This is a genomic window from Trichococcus ilyis (genome assembly GCF_900109135.1).
Classification (GTDB): Bacteria; Bacillota; Bacilli; order Lactobacillales; family Aerococcaceae; genus Trichococcus; species Trichococcus ilyis.
On record NZ_FNYT01000003.1, the window covers coordinates 34,663 to 61,356 of the forward strand.

Annotated in this window: 22 protein-coding genes, 1 pseudogene and 1 other annotated feature; of the genes and pseudogenes, 5 read left to right on the forward strand and 18 right to left on the reverse strand. The window is 47.7% G+C overall.

Annotation, left to right across the window (positions count from 1 at the left end; genetic code table 11):
* Nucleotides 1-20 precede the first annotated feature (20 nt).
* Nucleotides 21-884: an AraC family transcriptional regulator gene (locus tag BMX58_RS02255; RefSeq protein WP_068621999.1), complete on the forward strand. Its 864-nt coding sequence runs from the start codon at nt 21-23 to the stop codon at nt 882-884.
* Between the two features lie 15 nt (nt 885-899).
* On the opposite strand, the gene BMX58_RS02260 is transcribed toward BMX58_RS02255, so the two are convergent.
* The gene (locus tag BMX58_RS02260) at nt 900-3,122 is read right to left on the reverse strand and encodes an alpha-galactosidase (RefSeq protein WP_068622000.1); all 2,223 of its coding nucleotides are present in this window, start codon (nt 3,120-3,122) and stop codon (nt 900-902) included.
* Between the two features lie 212 nt (nt 3,123-3,334).
* Between BMX58_RS02260 and BMX58_RS02265 the strand changes: the two genes are divergently transcribed.
* A complete protein-coding gene (locus BMX58_RS02265) occupies nt 3,335-4,798 on the forward strand; it encodes a glycoside hydrolase family 1 protein (protein WP_068622005.1) in 1,464 nt (487 codons plus the stop codon).
* 432 nt (nt 4,799-5,230) lie between these two features.
* A complete protein-coding gene (locus BMX58_RS02270) occupies nt 5,231-5,749 on the forward strand; it encodes a CarD family transcriptional regulator (RefSeq protein WP_068622006.1) in 519 nt (172 codons plus the stop codon).
* A gap of 98 nt (nt 5,750-5,847) precedes the next feature.
* On the opposite strand, the gene BMX58_RS02275 is transcribed toward BMX58_RS02270, so the two are convergent.
* The 7 genes from BMX58_RS02275 to BMX58_RS02305 all read right to left on the reverse strand — a co-directional run bounded on the left by BMX58_RS02275 (nt 5,848) and on the right by BMX58_RS02305 (nt 13,282).
* The gene (locus BMX58_RS02275; protein WP_204243756.1) at nt 5,848-6,738 is read right to left on the reverse strand and encodes an alpha/beta hydrolase; all 891 of its coding nucleotides are present in this window, start codon (nt 6,736-6,738) and stop codon (nt 5,848-5,850) included.
* 365 nt (nt 6,739-7,103) lie between these two features.
* The gene (locus BMX58_RS02280) at nt 7,104-7,955 is read right to left on the reverse strand and encodes an aldo/keto reductase (RefSeq protein WP_068622009.1); all 852 of its coding nucleotides are present in this window, start codon (nt 7,953-7,955) and stop codon (nt 7,104-7,106) included.
* Nucleotides 7,956-8,026: 71 nt separating this feature from the next.
* The gene (locus BMX58_RS02285) at nt 8,027-8,455 is read right to left on the reverse strand and encodes a MerR family transcriptional regulator (protein WP_068622011.1); all 429 of its coding nucleotides are present in this window, start codon (nt 8,453-8,455) and stop codon (nt 8,027-8,029) included.
* Between the two features lie 495 nt (nt 8,456-8,950).
* Nucleotides 8,951-9,871 carry an ROK family protein gene (locus BMX58_RS02290; RefSeq protein ID WP_068622012.1) on the reverse strand — a complete coding sequence of 307 codons (921 nt, stop codon included), beginning with the start codon at nt 9,869-9,871 and terminating at the stop codon, nt 8,951-8,953.
* Between the two features lie 94 nt (nt 9,872-9,965).
* Complete coding sequence (locus BMX58_RS02295) at nt 9,966-10,208, reverse strand: hypothetical protein (RefSeq protein WP_068622014.1); 243 nt, start codon at nt 10,206-10,208, stop codon at nt 9,966-9,968.
* Between the two features lie 286 nt (nt 10,209-10,494).
* Complete coding sequence (locus tag BMX58_RS02300) at nt 10,495-11,523, reverse strand: 3-deoxy-7-phosphoheptulonate synthase (protein ID WP_068622015.1); 1,029 nt, start codon at nt 11,521-11,523, stop codon at nt 10,495-10,497.
* Nucleotides 11,524-11,578: 55 nt separating this feature from the next.
* Nucleotides 11,579-11,820: a binding site (T-box leader), on the reverse strand.
* 85 nt (nt 11,821-11,905) lie between these two features.
* Nucleotides 11,906-13,282 carry a 6-phospho-beta-glucosidase gene (locus BMX58_RS02305; protein ID WP_068622016.1) on the reverse strand — a complete coding sequence of 459 codons (1,377 nt, stop codon included), beginning with the start codon at nt 13,280-13,282 and terminating at the stop codon, nt 11,906-11,908.
* Nucleotides 13,283-13,550: 268 nt separating this feature from the next.
* On the opposite strand from BMX58_RS02305, the gene BMX58_RS02310 reads away from it, so the two are divergent.
* Both BMX58_RS02310 and BMX58_RS02315 read left to right on the forward strand, forming a co-directional pair.
* Complete coding sequence (locus BMX58_RS02310; protein ID WP_068622017.1) at nt 13,551-14,450, forward strand: MurR/RpiR family transcriptional regulator; 900 nt, start codon at nt 13,551-13,553, stop codon at nt 14,448-14,450.
* Nucleotides 14,451-14,672: 222 nt separating this feature from the next.
* Nucleotides 14,673-15,260, forward strand: a complete 588-nt coding sequence (locus tag BMX58_RS02315; protein ID WP_068622018.1) for a histidine phosphatase family protein — start codon at nt 14,673-14,675, stop codon at nt 15,258-15,260.
* Nucleotides 15,261-15,583: 323 nt separating this feature from the next.
* On the opposite strand, the gene nadA is transcribed toward BMX58_RS02315, so the two are convergent.
* The 10 genes and pseudogenes from nadA to BMX58_RS02375 all read right to left on the reverse strand — a co-directional run bounded on the left by nadA (nt 15,584) and on the right by BMX58_RS02375 (nt 26,657).
* Nucleotides 15,584-16,531, reverse strand: coding sequence for a quinolinate synthase NadA (gene nadA / locus BMX58_RS02325; protein ID WP_239420531.1), 948 nt, complete (start codon nt 16,529-16,531; stop codon nt 15,584-15,586).
* Between the two features lie 326 nt (nt 16,532-16,857).
* The gene (locus BMX58_RS14620; RefSeq protein WP_157077221.1) at nt 16,858-17,025 is read right to left on the reverse strand and encodes a hypothetical protein; all 168 of its coding nucleotides are present in this window, start codon (nt 17,023-17,025) and stop codon (nt 16,858-16,860) included.
* A gap of 291 nt (nt 17,026-17,316) precedes the next feature.
* Complete coding sequence (locus BMX58_RS02330; protein ID WP_068622021.1) at nt 17,317-17,982, reverse strand: NAD(P)H-dependent oxidoreductase; 666 nt, start codon at nt 17,980-17,982, stop codon at nt 17,317-17,319.
* A 328-nt stretch (nt 17,983-18,310) separates the two neighbouring features.
* Complete coding sequence (locus tag BMX58_RS02335; protein WP_068622023.1) at nt 18,311-19,144, reverse strand: dihydrodipicolinate synthase family protein; 834 nt, start codon at nt 19,142-19,144, stop codon at nt 18,311-18,313.
* A gap of 152 nt (nt 19,145-19,296) precedes the next feature.
* Nucleotides 19,297-20,028 carry a YcjF family protein gene (locus BMX58_RS02340; RefSeq protein WP_068622026.1) on the reverse strand — a complete coding sequence of 244 codons (732 nt, stop codon included), beginning with the start codon at nt 20,026-20,028 and terminating at the stop codon, nt 19,297-19,299.
* A 237-nt stretch (nt 20,029-20,265) separates the two neighbouring features.
* Entirely contained in the window at nt 20,266-21,231 is a 966-nt protein-coding gene (locus BMX58_RS02345) for an aldo/keto reductase (protein ID WP_068622028.1), read from the reverse strand.
* 93 nt (nt 21,232-21,324) lie between these two features.
* Nucleotides 21,325-22,224 carry a LysR family transcriptional regulator gene (locus BMX58_RS02350; RefSeq protein ID WP_068622029.1) on the reverse strand — a complete coding sequence of 300 codons (900 nt, stop codon included), beginning with the start codon at nt 22,222-22,224 and terminating at the stop codon, nt 21,325-21,327.
* Nucleotides 22,225-22,768: 544 nt separating this feature from the next.
* A pseudogene (locus tag BMX58_RS14880) lies at nt 22,769-23,197 on the reverse strand (family 1 glycosylhydrolase).
* A gap of 103 nt (nt 23,198-23,300) precedes the next feature.
* Nucleotides 23,301-24,773 carry a glycoside hydrolase family 1 protein gene (locus tag BMX58_RS02370; protein ID WP_068622035.1) on the reverse strand — a complete coding sequence of 491 codons (1,473 nt, stop codon included), beginning with the start codon at nt 24,771-24,773 and terminating at the stop codon, nt 23,301-23,303.
* Complete coding sequence (locus BMX58_RS02375; protein ID WP_068622037.1) at nt 24,774-26,657, reverse strand: beta-glucoside-specific PTS transporter subunit IIABC; 1,884 nt, start codon at nt 26,655-26,657, stop codon at nt 24,774-24,776. It lies immediately after the preceding gene.
* Nucleotides 26,658-26,694: the final 37 nt, after the last annotated feature.

A 26,694-nucleotide genomic window follows, 5' to 3' on the forward strand; every position in this document is an offset into this window, starting at 1 on the left:
CAAAATGTTAGGTGGTAGTCATGGAAACTTCTTTAGTCAAAACATACTTTTTCAAAAACCAAAAAGATTTGAAGATTCTTTTTTCCGGCAAAGCAATCTGCGGATCGCTGCACAGTTTCGGGCCGGCAGTCAGGCCCAATTACATCATCCATATCGTGACGGATGGCAAAGGCCGCTATCAGTTGGACAATGAGAGCTATGAAGTGTCCGCTGGCCAAGGCTTCATTATTCCGCCGGATACCAGGACTTTTTATCAAGCTGATAAAGAAGACCCTTGGAATTACTATTGGATCGGGTTCGAGGGGACTCTCGCCGAATTCTACTTGAACGCATTGGGTTGCAATGGTCATCATCCGGTATTCCAAGCCGAAAACGTCAGCCGCATCACCGAGATTATCGAAGAGTCCTTTTCCTGGGATCAGGAATCCCTTTTCGCTGAATTGATGCTCTCAGCTCGTCTGTATGAATTTTTGGCGTTGTTCAAACAAAACGCTGGAAGCTCCGGAGTCAAAGATCAGGCGCGGAATCCGCACATTCAGGAAGCGATTGCCTTCATCCGGAGCAATTATGCCACCCAAATGACCGTACAGAGCCTCGCGGAAGCATTATCCTTGAACCGCAGCTACCTTTCCAGCATTTTCAAACAGGAGATGGGGGTCACTTTGCAGCAATATTTGACGGATCATCGTTTGACGCGGGCGGCGGAGCTGTTGAGCCTGAACAACTTTACGATTGATGAGATCGCTGAATACAGCGGGTACCGGGATCCGCTGGTCTTTTCCAAAGCCTTCAAAAGGAAATTCTCCATCACCCCCACCGCTTACAGGAAAATGGAATATGAAAAACAAGAGCAATTCAACGAAAAAACGGCGCATCGCTTCTGACGATGCACCGTTTTTTCATTTTGCCTGAAATACGTAGATTTTCGAATCGAAGTCGCAGGACGGTTCCCTGCCATCGAGCACCTGACCGCAGGAGGTGTCGCTCGTCACCAATCCGATGTGCATCAGTTCGTCTCCGTAAAAAACTTTCCCGTTGGCAATATCGACGTATTCACCCACCGGATCCAATCCTTTTAAATGCAGCCTTCTGAAAGGCGCATTGATTTCGTTCAGAATCTTGTAGTGGCCGACCAACGCCGTCCGCTTGTCTTCGGAAACGACCATCCAAGCACAATAATTGCCGTCAAAAGGACTCAGCAGGCGATAGAAAGTGCCACTGTGGATGATTTTCCGGTATTTCTTGATGAACGTGATCTGTTCTTTGACGATTGCCCGTTCATTTTTGGACAGCCTGTTCAGATCCAGCTCATAACCGAACGAGCCGAATGCCGAAACATTCCCGCGTGTCTCTATTGGGGTATAGCGGTGAAGTTGCTCATTGGGCGAAGCTGAGACGTGCGCTCCCATCGCACTCAGCGGATAAACAAAAGAGGTGCCGTACTGGATCTTCAGTCTTTCGACTGCATCCGTATCGTCGCTGGTCCATCCCTGCGGAGAATAATAGATCATCCCCGGATCAAAGCGGCCTCCACCTGAAGCGCAGAATTCGAAAAGGATTTCCGGAAACTCAGAAGTCAAACGTTCATAGAGGTCATAGACCCCAAGCATGTACCGATGGAATACCTCTCCTTGTCTTTCGGCAGGCAGACTGGGTGAATAAGCTTCCGTGATGCAGCGGTTCATATCCCACTTCACGTAGGAAATTTTGGATTCGCGCAATATTTTGGAAATCATGGCGTAAATATGCTCGACTACTTCAGGGCGGGTAAAATCAAGGACATATTGATGTCGTCCGTGGGAATTCGGTCTGTCCGGGGTATGGATGATCCATTCCGGATGATCCCGGAAGAGCTTGCTGTCCGCATTCACCATTTCTGGTTCAAACCATAGACCGAAACGCAAGCCGATCGCTTCGATTTTTTCGGACAAGCCGTCGATGCCATCCGGCAATACATCCTTGTTGACAAACCAATCCCCCAACCCGGCCTGCTCATGGCGCCGGCCACCGAACCAGCCATCATCCAGCACGAATAGTTCCACCCCGTCTTCATAAGCCGTTTGGGCAAAATCCACCAACTTTTGTTCCGTGAAATCCATTCCGGTCGCTTCCCAGTTATTGATCAGGATCGGACGCTCCCTGTCGCGCCACTCCCCTCTTGCCAAGCGCTGACGATAAAGGCTGTGGAAGGTTTGACTCATGCCGTTCAAGCCATTTCCGCTGTATACCATCACAACTTCCGGCGCCTGGAAGCTTTGCCCCGGTTCGAGCAGCCAGCCAAAACCGAACGGATTGATTCCCATACTGATTCGCGCTACGTTGTAGGTGTCCACTTCCACTTGCGCCAAGAAATTGCCTGAGTACACGAAACTGAATCCCAAGACCTCTCCAGCCTGCTCAGTAGCATCCGGTCTTTTCAAAGCTATGAACGGATTCTGATAATGGCTGGAGGAGCCTCTTGCGCTTTCGACACTTTGGATGCCCGGTGTCAGCCGGCGGAAATAGGGATAGCGTTCCCGCCCCCAAGCGCCCGACAACTGCAACAGTTCATAATCCGCATCCGGCAAATCCAGACTCATGCTCAACAGTCGTTCCAGTTGTACTTTTTTCGTGCCGTAATTCCGAACATGCACCGATCTCGTCAGGGCAGGACGTTCCTCATAAAGCGTATAGCTCAAAACAGCTTCCAATCCCGACAAAGAATCCAACATTGTGATTTCCAATGTAGTCGCCTCTGCCGAAGATTCGACATAAGTGGCCGGCAAACCCGGGAGTTTTTTCTTGCCGGAATGGACAGCATAATCCTTCACCCGAAATCCGGATACTCGGCTTCCGTTATCGTGCAGGACACTGATTGCAGGATGACGGAAGTCTGTTGTTCCGTAGACCGGAAATTCCTGGCGCATGTGCTCTCTCGAAAAGGAATAGTCCGTTAGGCTGGCATACGCTGTATTCGGCCGATATTCCGATTCGATCAGATGGCTGAAATCAGTCCTGTCGGCTACCTTTCTGCCAAAATACAGATTCCCCAGACTTCCATCCTCCAAAACTTGCATGATATAACTGATCTCCTGGTTGGCCAGGTGAAATAATTTCCCCTCTTGATGAATATGAATCGGCATGGAACCGCCTCCTTTGTAATGTAATTGGATTGTAACCCCTTTTATGGATTCTGCAGATGCGTCCGCGTCTGTTTTATCAGTCAAAATGTTGGGAATCAGATCAGCTTGCTGCAAGCGCAACCTTTTCCATGCGCTTTCTTCAGCATGCATGTTAAAATAGAAGGGAAGTGGCACATGGAATGGTCCATATTGTGAAAAGGAGTGTTTTGATTATGATGCAAGCAAATAAGAATGCTTTCCCGAAGAATTTCCTGTGGGGCAGCGCTTCGGCGGCCTATCAAGTCGAAGGGGCCTGGGACGCGGACGGCAAAGGTCCGTCTATCTGGGATGAATTCGTCAAGGTTCCCGGCACTACCTACAAGAACACGAACGGTGACGTCGCGGTCGACCATTACCACCGCGTTGAGGAAGATGTACGGCTGATGGCGGAAATGGGCTTGAAGACCTATCGTTTCTCGATCGCCTGGGCACGGATTTTCCCGACTTCCATGGATGAAGTGAACCAAAAAGGGCTGGATTTCTACCATAAGCTGATCGACCTCTGCCTCGAAAACAACATCGAGCCGATGGTGACGATCTACCACTGGGATCTGCCGCTGTTCCTGCAGCAGAAATACCGCGGTTGGGAAAGTCGGGAAAGCATCGCCGACTTCAAGAAGTACGCGGTGACGCTGTTCGAAGCATACGGCAACAAAGTCAAATACTGGATCACGATCAACGAACAGAACATCTTCACGCGCATGGGCTGGCTGACGGCGCAGCATCCGCCAAAAATGACCGGTGAAGAAAAACTCTATTACCAAGTCAACCATAATGTCTTCCTGGCGCATGCCGAAGCCGTGCTCGCCTTCCAAGATCTGGTCCCGGGCGGCATGATCGGCGCCAGTTTCGCCCTGCACCCGAGCTACGCCATCGACTGCAAACCGGAAAACGTCATCGCCAAAATGGACTATGACGACCTGAAGAACTACTGGTGGATGGATGTCTATGCCTACGGACGCTATCCGAAAGCGGCCATGAAATATCTGCAGACCACAGGGGTTGCGCCGGAAATGAAGGAAGGCGATGCGGAACTGCTGGCGGAAGCGGCCAAGCACGTCGATTTCATGGGCGTCAACTATTACCGCAGCGAGACTGTCGAATACAATCCGTTGGACGGGGTCGACAGCAGCGGCGTGTTCAACACGACCGGCGAAAAAGGTTCGATGACCGTTCCTGGAGTTCCGGGATTGTTCAAGAACCCGCTGAACCCGAATCTGCCGACGACCGATTGGGACTGGACCATCGACCCGATCGGCATCCGCGCCGGCTGCCGCGACATCACCAGCCGCTACGACTTGCCGATCATCATTTCCGAAAACGGACTCGGCGCCTTCGACACGCTCGAGGAAGACGGCAGCATCCATGATCCTTACCGCATCGCCTATCTTGCGGAGCACCTCAAGGAAATCAAACTGGCGATCGAAGAAGGTTCGGAAGTGCTGGCCTACTGCACTTGGTCGTTCACCGATCTGCTCAGCTGGCTGAACGGTTACCAAAAACGCTACGGCTTCGTGTACGTTGACCAATACGAAGAAGCCGTCGAACCATCGCTGAATCGCTACAAGAAAGACAGCTACTACTGGTACAAAGATGTCATCGCCAGCAACGGGGAAGCGTTGTTCGACGAAGCCTGATGAAAGCATGAATGTGAAAACAAACTCCGGGAGGACCATAGTAATTTGGTCCTCCCGGGGTTTTTGTACTTTTGCTTTTTTTTGCTGACGGGTGCGGAAATGCCCCGCCAAACAGTATTTGGCGGGGAAACTCAGTCACTCTGAAGATAAAATAACGCCTCGGCTGCCCCGATCTCCACAGAACGGTAACATCCATCGGGAGCCTTTTCCAGCCACCGCGCCACATCACGCAGCAATGAGCCATAATAATACCAAATTGACCCCATTTACAATGAAAGCTCTATATCAGAAATTTTATTTGAAATCCGCTCTTACAAAACCAGTCAAAATTTGGTATAATATGTATACAACGTGTAGTTATGACAAACGTAAGTCCTGTTGTCATGTTCTGCGCGCTTTTTTGTTGCTTTTGGAACAGATATGGAGGAAAAAATGTACAAAGTAAATGATTTGATAGTGTATGGAAACGAAGGGGTCTGCCGAATCGAAGCGATCGAAGTTATGAATGTCACTGCTGTCGCAAATGATCGTCTCTATTATGTTTTGAAGCCACTCTATCGGAACGGGACGGTATACACGCCCGTTGATACGAAAGTATTTATGCGTCCCGTAATTTCGGCCCATGACGCCCAGGAAATAATCGAACAGATTCCGACCATCGAAACAGATATCCTATACAGCAGCGCGAATCTGCTTTCCGAACATTATGATAAAGCCATGGAACGACATGATTGCAAATACCTGATCCAAGTGATCAAAACGGTCTACCTGAAGAACCAAATCGCGGCCACAAAAAATAAAAAGGTCTCCGAAACCGACAGGCGCTACATGAAAAAAGCTGAAGAAATGCTTTACGGCGAATTCGCGGTCGTGTTGGAGATGCAAAAAAATGAAGTGAAAGCTTACGTCAAAGAAAAAGTAACTGAAATTGAATTAAGCTTAATCAAATAAAATATTATTTTAAATGAAAAACAGAAATCCACATTAGTCCGGATTTCTGTTTTTTTGTGTTGTGCCTTTCACTGCTCGGGCTCGGCTCAACTGCGTTCCTATTCCACCTGTCTTTCCCAGAAACGGACCGTTTCGTCGACCCAGCCTTCCGCCTTCGTGCCGGTTCCCAATCCGAAACCGTGCCCCAGACCGGCAATCAGCCTGAATGAAACAGGTATGCCCAGCCCTTCCATTTTCTGCGACCTTCTGCGCACGATGTCGGGATCGGCAATATAGTCCTGTTCGCCGACGATGCTGAAAGTGGGCGCATCGTTTTCCGAATAACCCGCGTGCCCGGTGTAGGCCATGATCACTGCGCGCGGTCTGATGTCCGATTTCCCGCCGTACGCCTTAACACCATTGGCGCTGATGTTGGCGACGACACGAGCACCGGCTGAACTGCCCCAAAGTGAGTATCCCTGTCGGCCGACATCCAACTCTTCCGCATGTGCTTCGATGAAATCGATGGCAGCTGCCATGTCCTCCGTGGCCTTCCGGTTCCCCAGACGGTAGCGGAGCACGAAAGCATGGTAGCCATGGTCGGCGATTTTCATCGCATACGGGAATCCTTCATGCACCGATCCGACGTAAGCAAAACCGCCTCCGGATGCTATCACGGCAAATGGCGCACAAGCTTTTCCGGGGAAATGGAACAAACCGTTTTGTCTTTTTTCTGGATCGGCCGCTTTATCCACTTCCGAATAGAAATCATAGAAAAGCGTCGCTCCGCTGTTCGCTACATCGATCATCCGGTTGAGCGCAAGCACGACCGTATCCACATCCACATGGCTGTGATAAGGCAACAAACCGGCGATCCGCGCGAGTGGCATGTTGAGATCCATCCGGTCGTTCCAAGGCAACAACAGTCGGCCGAACCCCCGGAAGGCTGGATGGTCGATCAGCGCGCCGATCGTATCGCTTTTGGTCAAGTGCGTTGTCTTTTTCATCATTTTATGATCACCCTTTCCGGGTACGTTCATTTTTGCGGGCAGCTGGGTTAGGTCAAACTACAGGGCTTACCGGTGAGCTGGTGATTTCTGCTGGGGTCCCGCTGAATAGTCGGATATATGCTTGAGATCCGACTATTTTTGGCATGAACGCAGCAAAATTGTCGGATGTTTTCTGGCATTCGACAACTTCGGCATAATCCCCGGTCAATTTGTCGGATATTTGGCCGTCATCCGACAATTTCCACCGTATTTCCACGGTGACGGTTATTCAAAAAAGTGCGAAACGATAACTTGACCGGTCTGACCCGCCGCCATCATCGTTCCGCACGCTTGCTGCCTGTTACACTGCTCTTAAGAAATGCTCGTTACACGTTCATTTTTCTTTCCGCCATCCATTTGATCATGTTCGGATCGGAATGGGAGAAGAATTGGCTTGCGCCGTCGTCCAGAGTCGCAATCTGCGCTTTGTCGTCGTCCGTCAAAGCGAAGTCGAACACATCCAAGTTTTCGGCCATGCGTTCCGGTTTGGTCGATTTGGCAAGCACCACGATATCCTGTTCCACCAGCCAGCGGGTGATGACCTGCGCCACTGATTTGTTGTATTTTTTGCCGATGGTGACCAGCACGGCGTTGTTGAAGATGTCGTTTTTGCCTTCAGCGAATGGCACCCAGGCTTCCGGCATTATGCCTTCAGCTTTCAACGCTTCGATAGCCTTGACTTGTTGGTGGAATGGGTTGATTTCGATCTGGTCCATCTGCGGTACGACTTTGTTGAAGGTCGCCAAATCCACCGCACGGTCAACGGCAAAGTTGGAAACGCCGATTGCACGGATTTTGCCTTCTTCCTGCAATTCCTCCATCGCCCGCCAAGCCCCATAGACGTCACTGTAAGGTTGGTGAATCAAGAGCATGTCCACATAATCCAATCCCAGACGTTTGCGCGAGCGCTCGAATGAGGCTTTCACGCCATCGTAAGAAACATTTTCCACCCACACTTTGGTCGTCACAAAAAGCTCTTCACGCGGCACGCCGGAATTCGCGATGCCGCGTCCGACTGCTTCTTCGTTCATGTAGGACTGCGCCGTATCGATGTGGCGGTAGCCCGCTTTGATCGCTGCGATGACGGATTGTTCCGCTTCAACCGGATCGGTAATCTGGAATGTGCCAAAACCCAGTACCGGAATCTCGACACCATTGTTCAATTTCACTGTTTGCATATTATTTCCTCCAAATGGGTTATTTACTACAATGCTTACTTTAAACTATGGAGTATGCTCCATAGCAAGCGTTATTGTTTAATTTTAAAATGTTTCATCGTCCAGAGTTCATCCATGTCATCATCGTTCATTTCGCCGGCGTTGATTTTTGCGACATGATCGTCAAACGTTTGGATTTTGTACTCCAGCAAATCCCGCGCCCGCATCGTCTCTTCCAGTTTCGCGTTGATTTCCGTCAACTGGTCCTGCAGAATCTGTTTTTGCGCATCCCGCACATCATTCTTCGATTGCGCCAAGGTCGCGAATTCAATCAGCGACTCGATCGACAACCCGGCTTTGCGCAGACTTTTCGCCAGGAAAATCCAGTTGAGGTCCCGTTTTTCGAATATGCGGTAGCCGTTTTTGTCGCGCGTTATCGGCGGGATCACACCCACCCGTTCATAATATCTGATCGTATCGATCGGTAGGTCAAATAGCTGCGATACTTCTTTGCTGTTCATCTTGGGTCACTTCTCTCTGTGCTTAGTCTATGCAATCATTATAAACCATGGAGTGGACTCAAGGGCAAGCGTTCACACAAAGGAAAGCAGTCGGCAGAATTGTAAACCCAAACACCCAAATAGGTTTTGTCCGGTTGTTCTTGAAATTTCCGACGAGCAGTCCCTTCTCCGGAGCTGGCAAGCGCACTATGTTGCCAACTCCTCCCAGTAATCGTTCATCGGAGCACAGCATCCGTTCCCGCACCCATCTCCGGCCAGCATATGCCCACAGGAGGAAAGACTATTAGCGGGAACCGCAAATCCGGTAAGAAGGTCGTTCGCCGGAGGAAAGTGCCAGATCCGACAAAGCCCCTCTTCATCGGAGGAGCATATTGCAGATGGTGCACTATGGTGAAGAAGCTAAACAACTATGTCAAAAACACAAAAAACTCTCATGAAGCTTGCAATGTGGATTGCAAACTTCATGGGAGCTTCCTAGTGTATTGGGATTGATTTTTAGCTATTCACTGCCAGTTCCTCATCCGCATTCAGCAACAGTTGGTACAGCGCCCCCAACAGATTCGCATCGTTCCGGAAGCGGCAGGTGTCGATTTCGACTTCCGTCAGCGTCGCTTCCAGGAAAGGCAGCTCCGAGCGGATGGCGCGGTATTGCTTGCGGATTTCGTTGGTCACAATCGGTTGGGCGCTGATGCCTCCGCCGATGACGATCTTGTCCAAGTCGAGGATGGCTTGGATGTTGCAGATCATATAGGCTATTTCCCGCGCGAAAGCTTCGAAAATCGGATAGACGCTCGGATCTTTTTGGTTGATCGCCTCGAATGCGGCCGCACCATCCTTCGTATCCTCCGTGCCCAATTCCAGGTTCACCATTTTGACCAGCCCGACCGCGGAGCCCGTTTTGCCGTACATATCGTCAAAACTCGGCGTAGCCGACTGTTTCATCATGAAACTCAATTCTCCTGCCTGGAAATGCTTGCCCTGATAAAGCTTGCCTTCGAGGATCAGCCCACCGCCGATACCAGTGCCGAGCACCAATGCCAGTCCGTTTTCGATGCCCTTCAGATTGCCGAGCCACAATTCGGACAAGGCTGCCGCTTTGCCGTCATTGATGACGGAGACGGGGACCTGAAACTTCGGTTGGAATTCTTCCACGAAAGAAACGCCATCCAGGAAAGGCAGCGCGCCCCCGAAGGAAATCACGCCTGTATCCGTATTCACTTTACCCGGGCAGCAAAAAGCGATGCCGCGGATCGTATCCTGGACCGCTGCGATTTCTTCTTCAAGAACCGCAAGGAATTCCGCTGATTCATGCGGCGTGCGCACTTGTTTTTTGGACTGGATCTGGCCGGAATGGTCGATCACTGCCAGTTTGATGTTCGTGCCGCCGATGTCGATGCTTAAATAGTTTTTCTTCATAATCAGTCCCGCCTTCGCTCATTGTTGGTTTGTTTCCGCTCTGGAAAAACAAAAATCAGGGCTCGGCGAAAAATCCGCTTCACCCTGAGTGCTTTTATTGTTTTGCTTTGCGTTTGTCTAAGTCACTAATAATACTATCATATTCTTTGTCCAATTTATAGAGATAGATAAAAATAATTGAAACCGCAGTCAATGCCAATGGAATATAGATGTAGACCGCGTTGACGGCAGCAATTTCGGGGCTGGTATGTACCGCCGAGAAGAAGTCTCCCGCCGGAGGAAAACATCCCAAAAGATGTTCACCTCCAACCACGGCGGCTTCGCTGGAGATGAGCATCTGACCGCGCTATTCTTCTCCGGTGAGGCTTCTTCCAACCGGATCTGACGTTCTCCTCCGGTAAGGAGCATTTCCGCCGGAGAAGAACATCCCAAATGATGATCACCTCCGACCTCAGCGGCTTCGCCGAAGTACAGCCGCCTGCAATGTATCCGCCTCCGGCCAACAGTCGCTCGTCGGAGATGAGTTCCCAAGCGCACCTTTCTTCTCCGGTGGCTCTTCGAATCATAGCAAACACAAAAAAGGCCAGGATTTCTCCTGGCCCCACATGTATGCTTTTGTGCTCTTACGCGTTGTCCGCGATGAATTGAACCAATTCTTCTGTATCTTCCCAGCCCAGGCATGGGTCGGTGATGGATTGGCCGAAGACGGTGCCGTCGTCTTCTTGACGGCCGCCCACCAGGTAGCTCTCGATCATGAAGCCGCGCGCCATTCTCTTGATGTCCGCGTTCCATGAACGGTTGAACATCGTTTCTTTGACGATGCGGATCTGTTCCATGTGTTGTTTGCCCGAGTTGTCGTGATTCGTGTCGATGACGATGAACGGATTTTTGTAGTCCCCGCTCTCGTATGCCTTGACCACTTTGACAAGGTCTTCGTAGTGGTAGTTCGGGATATTGTCGCCGTACTCGTTCAAGCCGCCGCGCAATACGACATGCGCCAACGGGTTGGAGCTGGACTGCACTTCGACGCCGTTATGGATGAATTTTTGCTTTTGTTGGGCAGCGTACACGGAATTGAACATCACTTTCAGGTTGCCGCTGGTCGGGTTTTTCATGCCGGCCGGGTGGTCGATTCCGCTGGCTACGAAACGGTGCTGTTGGTCCTCAACGGAACGCGCGCCGATTGCATGGTAGCTGACAAGATCATCGACAAAATCCAGATTTTCCGGGTACAGCATTTCGTCAGCTGTCGTCAGGCCTGTTTCCGTGATGACGCGGTTGTGCAGGCTGCGCACAGCAGCGATTCCTTGGATCAGGTTGCTCTTGCCGGTAGGATCTTGCTTGTGCAGCAAACCTTTGTAGCCGTCGCCGGTCGTACGCGGTTTGTTTGTGTAGATGCGGGGAACCATGAACACTTTGTCTTTGACTTTTTCCTGCAGTTTCGCCAAACGACGCACGTATTCCATTACCGCTTCTTCATCATGGGCGGAACAAGGTCCGATGATCAACAGGATGCGGTCGTCCTTGCCTTCGATGATGTCGTGCAACTCCTTGTCGCGGGCTGCCTTCATCGCTGTTTGCTCAGGCGTCAGTTTGGATAATTCTTTGACTAATTCGAAATCGATTTTTTCACTCAATGCTTTGAAACTCATAGTAATCCCTCCATTTTCTTCAACAAAAAAAGCTTCGTCCATTCCAATTTTCATTGGAAAGGACGAAGCCGTATAGACTCGTGTTACCACCTTTGTTCGCAGACCACTCGCGCAAGCCTACCTCGATAGGTACATTATAATACCCTAGCGAAATAACGAACGCTATCACCCGTCGCAGCCTACTTGATTCAGTGCGAAGTTCAAAGATGAATTCGGCTATCTCGCATGTGTGCCTCGCATCGACCGGCACCTTTCTGGTCAGCTAAATAACTTACTACTTCTTATCATCACTTTTTATATTGTTTCTCAGAATATACTCATTTTTCACGGAAATGTCAAATGATTTTTTGAAAAAAGTGAATGATAGGGTTTTCTTATTCAATTAGTCTAAATCTTTTGCGATTTCGTCTTTGACAGTCACGCCTTCCGCTTCCAAACGAGCGATCGTTTCAGCGAATTGCGGCAAGTGTTTTTTGTGCGCTATGAACAATTCATCCATGATGCGTTTTGCAGTGTTGCCTGAACGGATCAATGGGTTGATCGTGAATGCTTGCAAGGCTGTGCCGTAGTCGCCTGTTACAGCAGCTTCGATCGTCAACAATTCCATAGCTTTCATCACTTGCAACCAGCCTTTTTCAGCGGTCGGCAATTCACCGAAAGCAACGTTGCGAGCGCCTTGTGCGCCTACGTAAGCAGTGACTTCGACTACGCAGTCAGCCGGCAGGTCGGGAACAGCGCCGTCATTTTTAGTTGAAACGACGATTTGCGTGTCTTTGTTGCCGTAGATGGCAGCGATCGTTTCGCAGGCAGCATCCGAGTAGTACGCTCCGCCACGTTTTTGCAATTGCTCAGGTTTATAGTTCAAGTTCGGATCTTTGTATAATTCGAACAATTCAGCTTCAGTCTGCTTCACTTGTTGTGCACGTGTGCCTTCGCCGTTGAACTCTTCCAGACCGTGTTCCAGCATTTCTTCTTCACGGTAGTAGTAACGGTGGTATCCGCAAGGGATCATGCCCATTTGTTCCAATTGTTCTCTGTAGAACGGGATGTCATGGATGTTTTTCGGCAGGCCAGCATCTTTGTCGAACATCGCATCGATCACTTTGTAAGTAACGTCGTTGCCTTTGTCGTCAGCGACTTTATGCCAGTGGAAGTGGTTCAACCCGGCAAATTTGTAGATCAAGTCTTCTTTTTCAACGCCTAAAGCTTTCGGCTCAGTCATTGTCGCCATAACCGGAACGTTACACAAGCCCATTACTCTTTCCCATTTGCCGTAGCGTACGACTGCTTCTGTTACCATGCCGCTCGGATTTGTGAAGTTGACCAACCAAGCATTCGGGCACAATTCTTTCATGTCTTCAACGATCTGCAATACGATCGGAATAGTACGGAAAGCTTTGAACATACCGCCGGCACCGTTTGTTTCTTGACCCAGCATGCCATAAGAGAACGGGATGCGCTCATCTTTGATACGTGCGTTCAGCAAGCCGACGCGGAATTGTGTCGTTACGAAATCAGCATCTTTCAACGCTTCTCTGCGGTCCAATGTCAAATGGATTTTCACGTCATACGGGGATGCATCCCACATACGTTGCGCCATCGCGCCGACGATTTCCAATTTTTCTTTCCCTGCTTCGATATCCACCAACCAGATTTCACGGATAGGCAGTTCGTCGTAACGTTTGATGAATCCTTCCATTAATTCAGGTGTGTAGCTGCTTCCTCCGCCGATAGTTACAATCTTAACGCCTTTTGTCATTTATATCTTCCTCCTCGTTTCGTTTACAAGGTTATTATCCATCATGTAAATACCGATAACAAGGGTTCTGGATACACTTCAAAACCTTTTTACAAAATTCGCGCAAAATCCGCCTAAATATTCGAATCTTTTTCGCTTTTTGGCCTTTTTTGAGCGAAATATCGTTTACATAACATTTACATTAATCTATAATTTTTGTAAATGGAATAGCAATGATTACTGGCAGTTTTGAACCGCTATACATAGAAGAGAAGGAGCTGTGCCACCTATGCTGATACGCGAAAAAATGGAAACCATCAAGTTTTCCCCGGCTGAAAAGGAAGTCGTGGACTACCTGCTGCGTTATCCGGAAGTGCTGGACGAAAAGACGATGCAGGAAATCGCAGCCGAAACCTATACCCAACCCTCCACCCTGATCCGCATCGCCAAAAAATTGGGCTTTGACGGATGGGTGGAATGCAAAAAAGCCTACCAGGAAGAGCACGACTATCTGACCCGCAATTTCGTCGACATCGATGCCAATCTGCCATTCAAAGCGAACGACTCGATCATGACAATCAGCAAAAAGATGGCCTCGCTCGGACAATCTACAATCGAGGATACGCTCTCGCTCATCCACCATGACTCGCTGCAGCAAGCCAAACAGATGCTGTTGAAGGCAAAACATATCCAAATCTTTGCCACCAACGCCAATATGCTTATCCCGCAGGACTTTGCCCTGAAGATGAATCGGATCAAGCATCACACTGCCGTCTCCACCATCAAAGGCGAGGACGTCTACACAGCCTACACCTGTCCCGAAGGCACCTGCGCCATCCTGATTTCCTATACCGGCGAAAGCAATGCGATGAAACAGATCGCAAACATATTGAAATCTGAGGGCATCCCTACGATCGGAATTACCAGCATCGGTGATAATTACCTTTCGCGTGCGGTGGACTGCTACCTGCCGATCACGACGCGCGAAAAACTCTATTCAAAAATCGGCAACTTCACGGTCAACCTTTCCGTCATTTACCTGCTGGACGTCCTGTATTCGATCGTATTTGCCGAAAAATACGAGGAAAACCTGGCTCACATGATTCGCATCGGCAAAATAGCCGACAAACGCAAAACCAGTTCGGATATCATGCAGGAGGATACAGGCGGAGGAAAGACACCGCACTGACGAAAATTGCCGGAGAACTGATAACGAGTCCGTTTGCAGTATAATGACTTTGCGATATGAAATTTAATCAGTGTAAACAGTATAAAAGCCGCTCCCACTGCGACGAATGGGAGCGGCTTTTATTTTGAATACGCAATTGATTGTAGGAATTGTCCAATGCCTCCTTGACATGAAGTCCACTCCAGGGCATATACTGGACTGAACTGAAACTGGAGGAAAACTATGGAAAAAATACTCTATCTAATGCGTCACGGTGAAACGGAATTCAATGTGCGGAAAAAGATCCAAGGTTGGTGCGATTCCCCGCTTATAGAAATCGGAATCCAACAGGCAAAAATAGCCGGAACTTACTTTTCAAATAATCAGATCGAAATCGACCATGCCTATTCTTCCACATCGGAACGCGCTTCGGATACCCTCGAGATCGTGACCGACAACCAGATGCCTTACCAACGTCTGAAGGGCCTGAAAGAATGGAATTTTGGCGCGTTTGAAGGGGAAAGTGAACACCTGAACCCGCCTATCCCCTACGGCGATTTTTTTGCAAAATTCGGCGGCGAAAGCGAAGAACAAATGAGGGAACGCCTCGCGACCACCCTAAAAACGATCATGGACACTGCTGATCATAAAAGCGTTTTGGCAGTTTCGCACGGCGCAGCCTGCAGAGGCTTTATGCGAAAGTGGGCTCAAAATCAACAAGTCGATCAAAAGTCCCGTTTGAAGAATTGCTGCATCCTGAAATTCATCTACAAAGAGGACGAGTTTCATTTGGTCGACATCATCAACCATGATTTCAGTAACATTCAATAAGAAGTTGGCTCAATTCAATCTATACAAATACAATAAAGAGGCTGATTCAGAACCAGAACAGGATTTTCTGGCTTTGAATCAGCCTCTTCTTATATGGAATTTGAATTTATATTCAGAGATACCCCGCCAAAATTCATTTGGCGGGCTAAAATGTCCGTGGACAACACGAGATTCCCCTCCAAAACCCATTTGGCGGGGCAAAATGTCTGTGGACAACACGAGATTCCCCTCCAAAACCCATTTGGCGGGGCAAATCCACTGTCAAACCGCAAAGAAGGGGCTGCCTCATCTGAGATAGCCCCTCCATTTCAATATTCACCTAATCATCTGACCAAATTCAAAGAAAGTTCCATCATCTTTTCCAATGGACGGAGAGCCTGCTGCATCAATTCTTCATCCATCATGATTTCCGGTGTCATGGTATCCATCGCATCATACAATTTCTGCAAGGTGTTCCGTTTCATGCTGCGGCATGTCTGGGTACGCGTCGGCACCAGGAATTCCTTACCCGGAGCTGCCTTCCTCATCTGGTGCAAAATGCCCACTTCGGTACAGACGATATATCCAGGCGCATCATTCTTCTTCACTTCATCCAACAACACCTTAGTGCTGCCGACTACATCGCCGAGCGCAACAACTTCCGCCTGCGCCTCCGGATGCACCAGCACCTTGTAATCCGGATTGGCCGCGATCATCTCCTGGACAGCCGCAACGCGGATCTTGTGGTGCACGCAGCAAAAGCCGTCGTGCAGAATGACATTTTTCTCCGGCACCTGGCTCTTGATGTACGATCCAAGATTGATATCCGGAATGAAATAGATGTTCTTCTGCGGCAGGCTGCGCACGATCTCCAGACAGTTGGAAGACGTCACACAGACATCGCTGTGCGCCTTTGTTTCCGCCGTCGTATTCACATACGCGACAACCGCCAAATCATCGTACTGGGCCTTGACACGCTCGATTTCATCGATCGTTATCATATCAGCCATCGGACAACCGGCATTGATGTCCGGCATGATGATCTGCTTTCCTGGGCTCAAAATCTTCGCGCTCTCCCCCATGAAGTTTACCCCGCAGAAACAGATTGTCTGCTGCGGCGTAGTCTGCGCCAATTTCGCCAACTGATAGCTATCGCCAATGTGGTCTGCCACGTCCTGAATCTCGTCTTGAACGTAAAAATGCGCCAGAACGACGATATCCTTCTCCTGCTTCAACCTCTGTATACCCGCGACTAATTCCGCATCGCTCATCTGTGCGTTCATCTTCCCCATCAATATCCTAACCTCCACGGCTTAATTTCCCTTTGTCTTGACACCTGTAAACTCACTAAAGATTATCATGCTGAACAAAACCTGTCAATGCTCCCTTTCCATCAAGTAAAGCCCACCATTATTCCTAGCCGCACCAAAAAAAACAGCCGGAAAACGTCAATGACGTCTCCAGCTGTTTTCATTTCAGTATTCTAATCCCCTAAGTGCTCCACTGCAGGAGCTCACTTAGTTTCTGTCTGCATCTCATCAGTACCAATTGGTCGCTTTGGGCTACTCGCGAAACAACAATTGTTTGATCAGCTGCAGAGCTTTCCGCTGACCGGTAACTATTGGTTCGAATCACAGCCGTACAGGCTTTCCATTTTTTCGGTCATTTCATCCGTCAGTACGTTGCTTACAAAAGCACCGTAGTAGTTTTTCTTCATTTCCATTTCCACTCTAAGATGTTCACATTCTTGTAGGGTCATATCGTTCATATTTGTATATTTTTTCAAATTGGGTTCCTCCTTGTTAACAAAACTTATGTAATGGGCCGATAGCCGCTGGGCAACCACAAGGCAATTGACTGATGAGATGTACTTACTTTATACAATGAAGTGGACGCTAAGTCAATAATACTGCTCAGCCAATATTGTTCAAAAAACCGCTTTTTTGTCTATATAATGCAAAAAACAGGAAGGCAGCCCTACACCTGATAGGATTGTCTTCCTGTTGTATTCGTTGTTCTTTTTGTGTATTTCCGAGCAAACTTAGCCTATTCCAGTTCCGCATCGACCACAAAGGACTCAGTCGATGATTTCCAAGATTTCATCCAAGGACTGTCTTTTCTTCGGCGTGATCGGTTCATTGCGGTAGCCCAACCCGAGCATATAGGAAACACCGAACTCGTTCAGGTCGACCAGACCTTTTTCCGACAAGTATTTCTCAACATTGGCTTTGTTGAAGCCTTCGATCGGACAGCTATCGATTCCCAACAGAGCTGCGGTAGTCATCATATTTGCCATCGCGATGTAGGTCTGCTTGGAGGCCCAATCGTACAAAGTGCGTTCATCCGTCAATTGCTGATTGTTCTTTTGAAAATTGTCGAAATACTGGCTGCGCGGCGAGTCAATAGCAAATTCCGCGCCGAGCACGTCCTCCACAATGTGTCTGACATGATCACTTTCGATTGTCACATTTTTTCGTGCCAGCGCGATGACGAAATGGCTGGCGCCATTCAGGCTGTTGACTGCTCCTGCAGCGATCCCCTTCAATCCTTCTTTGATTTCCACATTGTTCACCAACAGGAACTTCCATGGTTCATAGCCAAAGGAGCTCGGCGATAAACGAGCCGATTCAATGATTGTTTCCCAATCTTCCTCGGCAATTTTTTTCGTCGGATCGAAGGATTTTGTGGCGTAACGGTTTTGGAACGCTTCGATGATTTGTGCTCTTAATTCAGGTGTCGACATAACTGGATCTCCTCACTTTACATGCTTAAATTGGCAAAAATTGTATATGCCTAATATACTACTTTTTTATGGCAGATACAGCAAGGGATGCACATTCAAACAATTCACCCATCCCATATCTGACAGTACTTTCTAGGTCAATCGTAACACACGCAGTCCATTCTTCAGTCATCTCCGATGAAGGACCCGTCGACGGAGATTGATTTCTTGTTTCATTACTATTCTCCGGTGAAAGCTCGCTCGCCGGAGATGCCGGTGTTTGAAAGACTATTTCTTCCGGCGAAGCGCCCCTTACCGGAGTTCGGCTCTTCCATCAAGCACTGAACTGTTACTGATTCCCCAGCGGCGAACGTGCAATTCCCATATCGATCTGCGTTTGCTTCGTAATTTCATTTTTGATGTAAAAAATCGGATTTTCCGCAAAAACGTTGTGAATCTTGTCTTCGATTCCGGCGTTTTTTGTTTTGTCCGCGCGGTCGTGCAGCAAATCCAGGAAATACAATTCAACCTCTTTCGGATACAGATTTCCCGCCATAGAGGACAAACGGGTCGCGCCCAACCCTATCTTCTGGTCGAGATCGATTTCCCCACCAGCGTAGACATAGATTTTTTTACCGGCCGCGGAAATCAATTCGGGTATCCGCTCGCTATCGCCAGCTTCCTTGATGCCAATGATGTTCGGCAGCTTGATCAATTCAGCAAAAGTATCCAGCTCCAAGTTGAAACCCATGCGCCGCGGATTATTATATAAAATGATGGGCTTATCGATGACTTTCGCGATAGCTTCCACATATAGTTTTGCCTCTTTCTGTGAAGGCAAGATATAAGGCGGGAAACCCAACAGTATGCCGCTGATTTTCGGACTCGCGTTGACTTTTTCAGCCAGCAGCAGAGCTTCTTTTTGCCTGATGCTGGCCACTCCGAAAATCACCTCGAGGTCATCCGGTATGGAATTGTCCGCATCCAGGCTTTCCAGCAGCTGCAGTTTCTCAGCCAGCGACAGGCTGTGCTGCTCCCCAGTCGATCCGCATGCCAGAACGGATTTCACGCCCTGCCCGTATAGATGCATGATATGCTGCAGCGTCGCTACCGTATTCAGATCCTCGGTATCGTAAAATGCGGTCGGGACCGCAATATGGAAATCATTCGTTAAATCGTACATGCGCATCTTCCCTTCAATGTTGATATGAAAACCATTATATCACTTTCTTCTCATACGCTTCATCCATTACAGACACCTCAATGATGTAATAAATAAAAAAAGAGACAAAACAACTGCAACTTTGTCCCTAAAGAATTTATCTGTCATGAAATTCATTTTTCATTTGATGGTTTACTGGAGTTCTGAAGTGTTTTGAACAACGTATTGAACTGCCCCTTGAAGGACATGGCTTGATCGAAAATATCTTCGCCGTCATTCAACATTTTGACGGTTACCCAACCTAAAGACTCTGTGATGGTACTGGCAACGGCACCGTTAATTGCGGCTCCTGCAACAGTGCCTACAGCGGGTACCAATTTCAGGATATTTCCGACTGCACCTCTGCCCAAACCAACAACAATCAATTCCCTGGATAGACTTTTCCCAAGACTTTCGGACCATGATTGACCAAATATCTTGTGCAGACGAGACATCATTGTTAATTGAACAGGAACCAGCAAGAAAGCATCTGAAAAAGGGATTGGTGAACAGCCGATTATGGCTGCTGTCAAAGAAGCGGCATGAACAGTCTTATGACATTTTTTACGTTTTTCTTCATCAACGCCTTCCAAAAACTCGTCGAAGATACCGTCAAATTGAGCTTTACTCTTAGCCAGTATTTTTTCAGCTTGCTCTTTTGATTTGTCGTATGCGTTAAGGACACTTTCAGATGTTTTTTGCGGTAATTTTTTTAACACTTCAGAGAAGAATGATTCAAATTCTTTTTCTTCTTGCTTCAGATCACTATCTGAAAATTCTGTTTCAACTTGTACTTCCGCTACCTCCCCTTTTTTCAGATTCCCTATTCCCCCGGTAATCGCCTTTTTCCTGAACATTTTTTTCATGATAATCCCACCTTTTTAGTTAGTTAATCATTATAGGGCATGCAAATCTTGCGGATAGGTGATTACTCTCTTTCTATCCTAATCATACACCAGAGAGTAAGAATGCCCAAGGAAAGGAAAACCCCACCCGAAATTGGCTCGCATTGTTTAGCGGCTCATTTTCGGGCGGGGTTTTAGATGTCTGCTTCATTTCTTGAGATACAATTCATCATGATCCGGAATTACGGTAAACTTTAATCAGAAATGTGTTTCATCAATGTCCAGAGCATCCAAGGCCGCGCTGATGTCCTGCAGTTCTTGCTGGCTCAATTCAACATCAGCTCCGCCCAGATTCTCCTCCAGACGATGCATTTTCGTTGTTCCGGGAATCGGGACGATCCATGGTTTCTGCGCGAGTTCCCAAGCCAAAACGATTTGCGCGCTCGTAGCGTCCTTGCTGTCGGCGATTTCCTTCAGCAAATCCAGCAACGCTTGATTTTTTTGCATCACTTCAGGGCTGAATCTGCCCATTTTGCTCCGGAAATCCCCTTCAGCATATTTCGTGTTCGCATCATATTTTCCGCTCAGAAAACCATTTCCGAGGGGTGAATAAGCGACAAAACCGATACCCAGTTCTTCGCATACCTTGAAGATTTCTTTCTCCGGCTCTCTGAAAACCATCGAGTACTGATTTTCGATACAGGTTACCGGGCAGACTGCGTGGGCTCTTCTTAAGTAATCCAAGGGCGCATTCGACAAGCCCCAATGTTTGATCTTCCCTTCAGCCATCAATTCCTTCATCACGCCGGCCACCGCTTCCGGTTCAACCTCCGGATCGACGCGGTGCTGGTAATACAGGTCGATATAGTCAACGCCCAATCGCGCCAATGAGCCTTCGATTTGTTCCCTGATGGAATCCGGCTTGCTGTTCAGCAGATTCTCAAGTTTGCCATCTACCATCTTCTGGCCGTAGATGCCGAATTTGGTGGCGATGATGACGTCTTCGCGGTTGTAGATTTCCAAAGCTTTGCCCAACAATACTTCGTTCGCCTCACCATAGACTACTGCGGTATCAAAGAAATTGCAGCCCAGTTCGACAGCGCGCCGGATCAGCTTGATCATTTCTTCTCTGTCGGCCGGAGCTCCGTAGGCGTGGTCCATCCCCATGCAGCCAAGCCCGATTGCCGATACTTCCAATCCTCTTCCCAATACTCTTGTTTTCATTTCCGAGTCCCCCTTCGTTCTGTTACAACTTAAGTATAGTACAAAAGAGACTATTAAGAAGTCTCTCCTGGCTCACGAGTTGCAACCCAAAGGTTAGGACTGAATCCCATACATCTGACTGATGATCTGCAAAAATTCTTTGACATCTTTGGACGGATTGTTCGAATGCAGGATCCCCATCGGAATCGTATGATTCCAGCTGATCGGAATGATCTTCAGCAATGGATGGACATTTCCCCATTCGTTCACGCCGATCAGAACCGCGTTGTCGTTTTCACATTTATTGAAGACATTCACATCGAAAAATGAAAAATCTTCAATCTGGATTCTCGGATAGTGTTCCTCCAGGTCATCCCTGACTTCATCAAAGGCGCTCATGTAGCCGCGTTTGATGAGCATGACCTTTTCACCGAAGAGGTCTTCTACCGCTATTTCATCATTTGACGCCAAGCGATGATGGAGCGGGACCGCCGCACAAAGGGGTGTGTCATACAATTTCAATGCCGAACATCGCCGCTCGCTCAGTATGTTGTCGCTGTAGATGCCGGCGACCAAGTCGATGTTCCTGCCGAAATGGTTCATGATTTCCCGCGCGTTCTCCGGCGTGTTCTCAAATGAGACCAGCTCGAATTTCAGATCCGGATTGTGTTGCCGGATCTGCGGCCACAGACTGACCAGAAATTGGACAGGCGTCGTCAACGAGGTCCCGATCCGCAGGACATGTTTGGGTTCGGCCACCATCTTTTCCGCTCTCGCTACGGAATCTTTGGCATACTGGATGAGATATTTCGCATCCCGGTACATCGATTCGCCCGCCGGTGTCAATTGGACGCCCCGATGCGTCCTGACAAACAGATCGAACCCGAGACTGTTTTCCAGCAGATTGATTTGCTTCATGACAGCATTAGGCGATACATACAGTTGCTCTGAAGCTTTGTTGAAACTGCCGGAATCGGCCACGATGATGAATGTTGCCAGTTGGTGATTGTACATAGTTGTAGCCTCCAAAACATTTCCGCTCAGCACATCCGGAGCGCGAAGTCTTCTGGTTACTATTTTACCAAACTATCATGCGGATCAGGAATTTAATTGTTTCGGCTATCGGAAAGCGGCGGGCCGATTCCATTGGATTGCCGGATGTACCGGATATATTCAGCAATCCGATGCGGATTTATGCACAAATTGTCGAATGCCCTCAAACATTCGGCTATTTGACTTGGCCGCAACACAAAATAGTCGAATGCCACATCAGCATTCGACTATTTCAGCAACATTTATAAGTCAATGCTTGAATATCTCAATCTCCGAGAGTGCATTCCTCAAATTAATCGCATCCCATGGCATATGTTCGGCTTTGCCCAGTCCGACAAAATCGACTTTTTCGGAAATGTCCTTGAAGATCCGGATGACTTGGGCGAACCTCCGCCCAACACATTTACAAGGATCATTGCGTGAACTCTTTCGATATCCTTAGGCGTCGAGACGTCCGGGTGCGAATCCAACCATAGGATACCCAATTTGCCGGAATATGTCCCGTTCAGGGCATAGCGCAGTCCTTTCGGATCGATTTGCCATCCCACGCAGAAGCCTCCAGATAAGGATTCATCACAGTGCTCTTCACGTTGCCCAGCACTTTGATGTTCAGCTTTTCATCGGCGGTCGCGCAGTAACTCATGTAGTAGATGAACGAAATGTAATCCACCGTGTGCTTCATCAACGCCAAGTCATCTTCTGTGATTTCGAGCTGGATGCCGTTCTCTTCGTAGAAGCGTTTCATTTAATCCGGATATTCCCCACGCGCTTGGACATCCGCGAAGAAGAGCGTTTCCCGGTCGTGTACCATCGCCTCCCACACATCATCCGGATTCGGGGTCAACGGATAATGCGGGCTGTTCGCTACCATGCATCCGATCTTGAAGTCCGGATTGATTTCGTGGCCGATTTTTGTGGCCAATCCGCTCGCCACGAACTGATGGTGGTTTGCTTGATAAAGGATATTCTTGTCGATTTCATCAGGTTTGCCTTGAATCCCGCCGCCGTTGACTGTACCGAGGACGGCTCATTCGCCCTTATAGGTCTTCGCCATTAGTCTCAATCACCTTTTTATACCAGTGAAAACTATCCTTCTTTATCCTAGTAAAGCTCCCACTCCCATCGTTATCCGTATCTACATAGACGAAACCATATCTTTTGTCCATCTCGCCGGTACTTGCAGAAATCAGATCGATACAACCCCAAGCAGTGTACCCAATAAGATCCACGCCATCCTTAATTGCCTCAGCCATTTGTTCGATATGGGCTTTTAAGTAGTCAATCCGATACTGGTCATGGATTTCCCCGTCATCATCCACTTTATCATAAGCTCCCAATCCATTCTCGACGATCATAATCGGAATGCGGTAGCGCCCATAAATTTCGTTCAGATAATATCTCAGTCCCTCAGGATCGATTTGCCATCCCCAATCGCTGGCACTTAGGTAGGGATTATTGACAGAAGCAAACACATTCCCCCCTGACTTTAAAATATCCGGATCGGCACTCATGCACCCGGACATGTAATAACTGAATGAAAAGTAGTCGACAGTCCCTGTCCTTAAAGTTTCGAAATCCTCATCCTCAACCGAAAGATTGATATCGTTCTCTTCCCAGAAACGTTCAGCAAAAAATGGATACTCTCCTCGTACCAAAACATCCCCACAGTAGTAATTTCGCAATTGAACCATCTTTTGCGCTTCCAGGATATCTTTTGGATTGCATGTCATCGGGTAAATACAACTGCTGGCAAGCATGCACCCGATTTTGTTTTCCGGATCAAGAGAGTGTGCCAAATTGACTGCCTTAGCACTTGCAACAAGCTGATTATGCAAAGCCCGATATCTTTTGCTCAAGGCTTCTTTGGTATCAGGAATAAATAGGTCTAGCGGACCATCCTCTTCAGGAATGAAACCACCACTCAAATATTCTCCGAAGCTATATTGCATACAGTTCATTTCATTGAATGTGATCCAATACTTCACCATTCCTTTAAATTCCGTAAAAATTGTTTCACAAAATTTCAGATAAAACTCTATGCACTTCCGATTGAGCCAACCGCCGTAATTCGCGCTGAGTGCAAAAGGCATTTCATAGTGTGATATGGTGACTAGTGGCTCGATCCCATATTTTTTGCACTCCAGGAAGACCTTTTTATAAAAATCCAACCCCTGCGCATTCGGGACTGATTCATCACCGTTCGGATAAATTCTTGTCCAATTGATGGACATTCTGAATATTTTGAAGCCCATTTCTCCTAACAGTTGGATATCTTCTTTATATCTGCTGTAAAAATCTACAGCCTCGTGACTTGGGTAATGCTCATCGTGGGCGATTTGTTTTGTGAATTTTCTCGGACTGATTGCTGATCCGCCCGTCATATGATCAGCTATGCTTTCTCCTTTTCCTCCTTCATTCCACCCGCCTTCAAATTGATTCGCTGCGGTAGCACCACCCCACAAGAATTTATTGGGGAAAATTCCCTCTTTTTTTATGTTCGATACAGACATTTATAATGCACATCCTATCATCTCAGTATTTTCGATCGAACCTTCTTTGCTGAATTCGGTCGTTTGTAATTCATTGCCATTAGTGACAATCATTATTACTATAGGTGAGTACCCGGCATCCTCAATTTTTCTTTTGTCAAAATACAAAAGTTCTTGACCTTTCCGGACATCTTCATTCACTTGGATTTTCAAATCAAAACCATTCCCCAACATCTCCACAGTGTCGATCCCAACGTGCAACAGAATCTCTGCTCCAGAAATGGTTCTTATCCCGATAGCATGCTTCGTATCGGCAACCATAATAACTGTTCCATCAGCCGGAGAGAAAAGTGTGTTGTCTGTCGGGTTAATCCCAATCCCCTTACCCAAGGCTCCAGATGCGAATACGGGATCCGGGATATCTTCCATTGGGATGATATCGCCACTCACAGGGGCAAAAAGTTGATTCATTGCTTTGTCTGGATAACTATCGCGCTGTTGCCTGGAATCCTGTCGATCTGGTTCACCTACTTCTTGATACAGAATTAATGTCGAAACGAAAGTTACCGCCACACCAATCAAAATGCTAATAATCATGAAAATGATATTCGTCGCTGGCGTCCCTACAAAAGCCGGCAGTCCGAAGATGCCGCTGCTGCCGGAAAAGGCAAAAGCGTAGACATGCATAACGCCAGCAAATCCAGCACCAACAAAACTACCTATCATTGCACCGATCAACGGTTGTTTCAGTTTCATGTTTATTCCAAAAAGTGCGGGTTCTGTTACTCCAGCACCTACCGCAGCAACCGCTGCTGAAATAGCTGTTGATTTTGTCTGTACATTTCTGGATTTTATTGCGACTGCTGCTGCTGCGGCCCCCTGATTAAAATTAGAAATAAACATTGCTGTTGACAGGATAGGTTCATAACCTATTGTTGCGAGTGATTGAACCATATATGGAACAAACGCTGTATGCATACCAGTCATAATAACAAAAGGCAATAGCATTGAAAGAATTGCTATACCAAGGAAACCAGTAGTGCTGTAGATCCACATGATCGCCTCCGCAAAATAAGTTCCTAAAAATGAACCTGCTGGACCGATCAGGCATAGAATGAGCGGTATCATGATTAGGATCGTTAATAGCGGTTGCAACAACGACCGCAGAGCATTGGGAGAATGGTTTGCGATGAATTTTTCAACAGATGACATTATATATACGGACATGATTGTCGGAAAGATAGTATTAGCATAATTAACCGGAGAAATCGGGATTCCCGCAATAGATAACGGGATGCCCTCAGAAACACTGGAAATAAAAACCGGATGCAAAAATACTGCTCCCATCAACATACCCATTCCAATGTTAGCACTGAATTTCCGCGCTGCTGTTGCACCAACAAAAATAGGTAAAAAATAGTAGCCTGAATCTCCGACAAAATTCAAAACAAGATAGCTAGAGGACTGTGGATCGAGTATTCCTGTTATTTGTGTCAACAAAACAAGTACTTTGATCATACCTGCGCCAATTAGTAACGGAATAAGCGGTGTTAGACATCCTGAGATGACATCGACCAAATCAGAGAAGCTCACTTTCAATTTTTGTTTGCTACCTTTGTTGGCGTCATTCTCCATCAGCAAGTCGTTCTTTTTGCATATCAGATCATAGGCATCATTGACTTCTTGGCCTATGATCACTTGAAGTTGATTACCCGACCATTGGCAGCCGACTACTTCATTAAATGTTTCTATCGATTGTGTATTTACCAACTCTCTATCCTTAAGAGTAAAACGTAATCTTGTGACACAATGCGTAAAGAATGCGAGATTATCTGCCCCCCCTATCAAGTGAATTATTTGTTCAGCAAGTGGCTCAAATTTTTCAGATTTATTTGTGTTACTCATTCCTTATCTTCCCTTCCCTGCAAACAATTTAGTATCC

What these genes read in the sequence shown, in the direction of transcription:
- BMX58_RS02255 (WP_068621999.1), top strand. Translation starts at nt 21, where the DNA reads ATGGAAACTTCTTTAGTCAAAACATACTTTTTCAAAAACCAAAAAGAT.
- nadA (WP_239420531.1), bottom strand. Translation starts at nt 16,531, where the DNA reads ATGGGGAAGATGAACGCACAGATGAGCGATGCGGAATTAGTCGCGGGT.
- BMX58_RS02310 (WP_068622017.1), top strand. Translation starts at nt 13,551, where the DNA reads ATGCTGATACGCGAAAAAATGGAAACCATCAAGTTTTCCCCGGCTGAA.
- BMX58_RS02285 (WP_068622011.1), bottom strand. Translation starts at nt 8,455, where the DNA reads ATGAACAGCAAAGAAGTATCGCAGCTATTTGACCTACCGATCGATACG.
- BMX58_RS02270 (WP_068622006.1), top strand. Translation starts at nt 5,231, where the DNA reads ATGTACAAAGTAAATGATTTGATAGTGTATGGAAACGAAGGGGTCTGC.
- BMX58_RS02375 (WP_068622037.1), bottom strand. Translation starts at nt 26,657, where the DNA reads ATGAGTAACACAAATAAATCTGAAAAATTTGAGCCACTTGCTGAACAA.
- BMX58_RS02280 (WP_068622009.1), bottom strand. Translation starts at nt 7,955, where the DNA reads ATGCAAACAGTGAAATTGAACAATGGTGTCGAGATTCCGGTACTGGGT.
- BMX58_RS02330 (WP_068622021.1), bottom strand. Translation starts at nt 17,982, where the DNA reads ATGTCGACACCTGAATTAAGAGCACAAATCATCGAAGCGTTCCAAAAC.
- BMX58_RS02305 (WP_068622016.1), bottom strand. Translation starts at nt 13,282, where the DNA reads ATGACAAAAGGCGTTAAGATTGTAACTATCGGCGGAGGAAGCAGCTAC.
- BMX58_RS02265 (WP_068622005.1), top strand. Translation starts at nt 3,335, where the DNA reads ATGATGCAAGCAAATAAGAATGCTTTCCCGAAGAATTTCCTGTGGGGC.
- BMX58_RS02300 (WP_068622015.1), bottom strand. Translation starts at nt 11,523, where the DNA reads ATGAGTTTCAAAGCATTGAGTGAAAAAATCGATTTCGAATTAGTCAAA.
- BMX58_RS02290 (WP_068622012.1), bottom strand. Translation starts at nt 9,871, where the DNA reads ATGAAGAAAAACTATTTAAGCATCGACATCGGCGGCACGAACATCAAA.
- BMX58_RS02275 (WP_204243756.1), bottom strand. Translation starts at nt 6,738, where the DNA reads ATGATGAAAAAGACAACGCACTTGACCAAAAGCGATACGATCGGCGCG.
- BMX58_RS02335 (WP_068622023.1), bottom strand. Translation starts at nt 19,144, where the DNA reads ATGTACGATTTAACGAATGATTTCCATATTGCGGTCCCGACCGCATTT.
- BMX58_RS02350 (WP_068622029.1), bottom strand. Translation starts at nt 22,224, where the DNA reads ATGTACAATCACCAACTGGCAACATTCATCATCGTGGCCGATTCCGGC.
- BMX58_RS02315 (WP_068622018.1), top strand. Translation starts at nt 14,673, where the DNA reads ATGGAAAAAATACTCTATCTAATGCGTCACGGTGAAACGGAATTCAAT.
- BMX58_RS02340 (WP_068622026.1), bottom strand. Translation starts at nt 20,028, where the DNA reads ATGAAAAAAATGTTCAGGAAAAAGGCGATTACCGGGGGAATAGGGAAT.
- BMX58_RS02260 (WP_068622000.1), bottom strand. Translation starts at nt 3,122, where the DNA reads ATGCCGATTCATATTCATCAAGAGGGGAAATTATTTCACCTGGCCAAC.
- BMX58_RS02370 (WP_068622035.1), bottom strand. Translation starts at nt 24,773, where the DNA reads ATGTCTGTATCGAACATAAAAAAAGAGGGAATTTTCCCCAATAAATTC.
- BMX58_RS02345 (WP_068622028.1), bottom strand. Translation starts at nt 21,231, where the DNA reads ATGAAAACAAGAGTATTGGGAAGAGGATTGGAAGTATCGGCAATCGGG.
- BMX58_RS02295 (WP_068622014.1), bottom strand. Translation starts at nt 10,208, where the DNA reads ATGCTCATCTCCAGCGAAGCCGCCGTGGTTGGAGGTGAACATCTTTTG.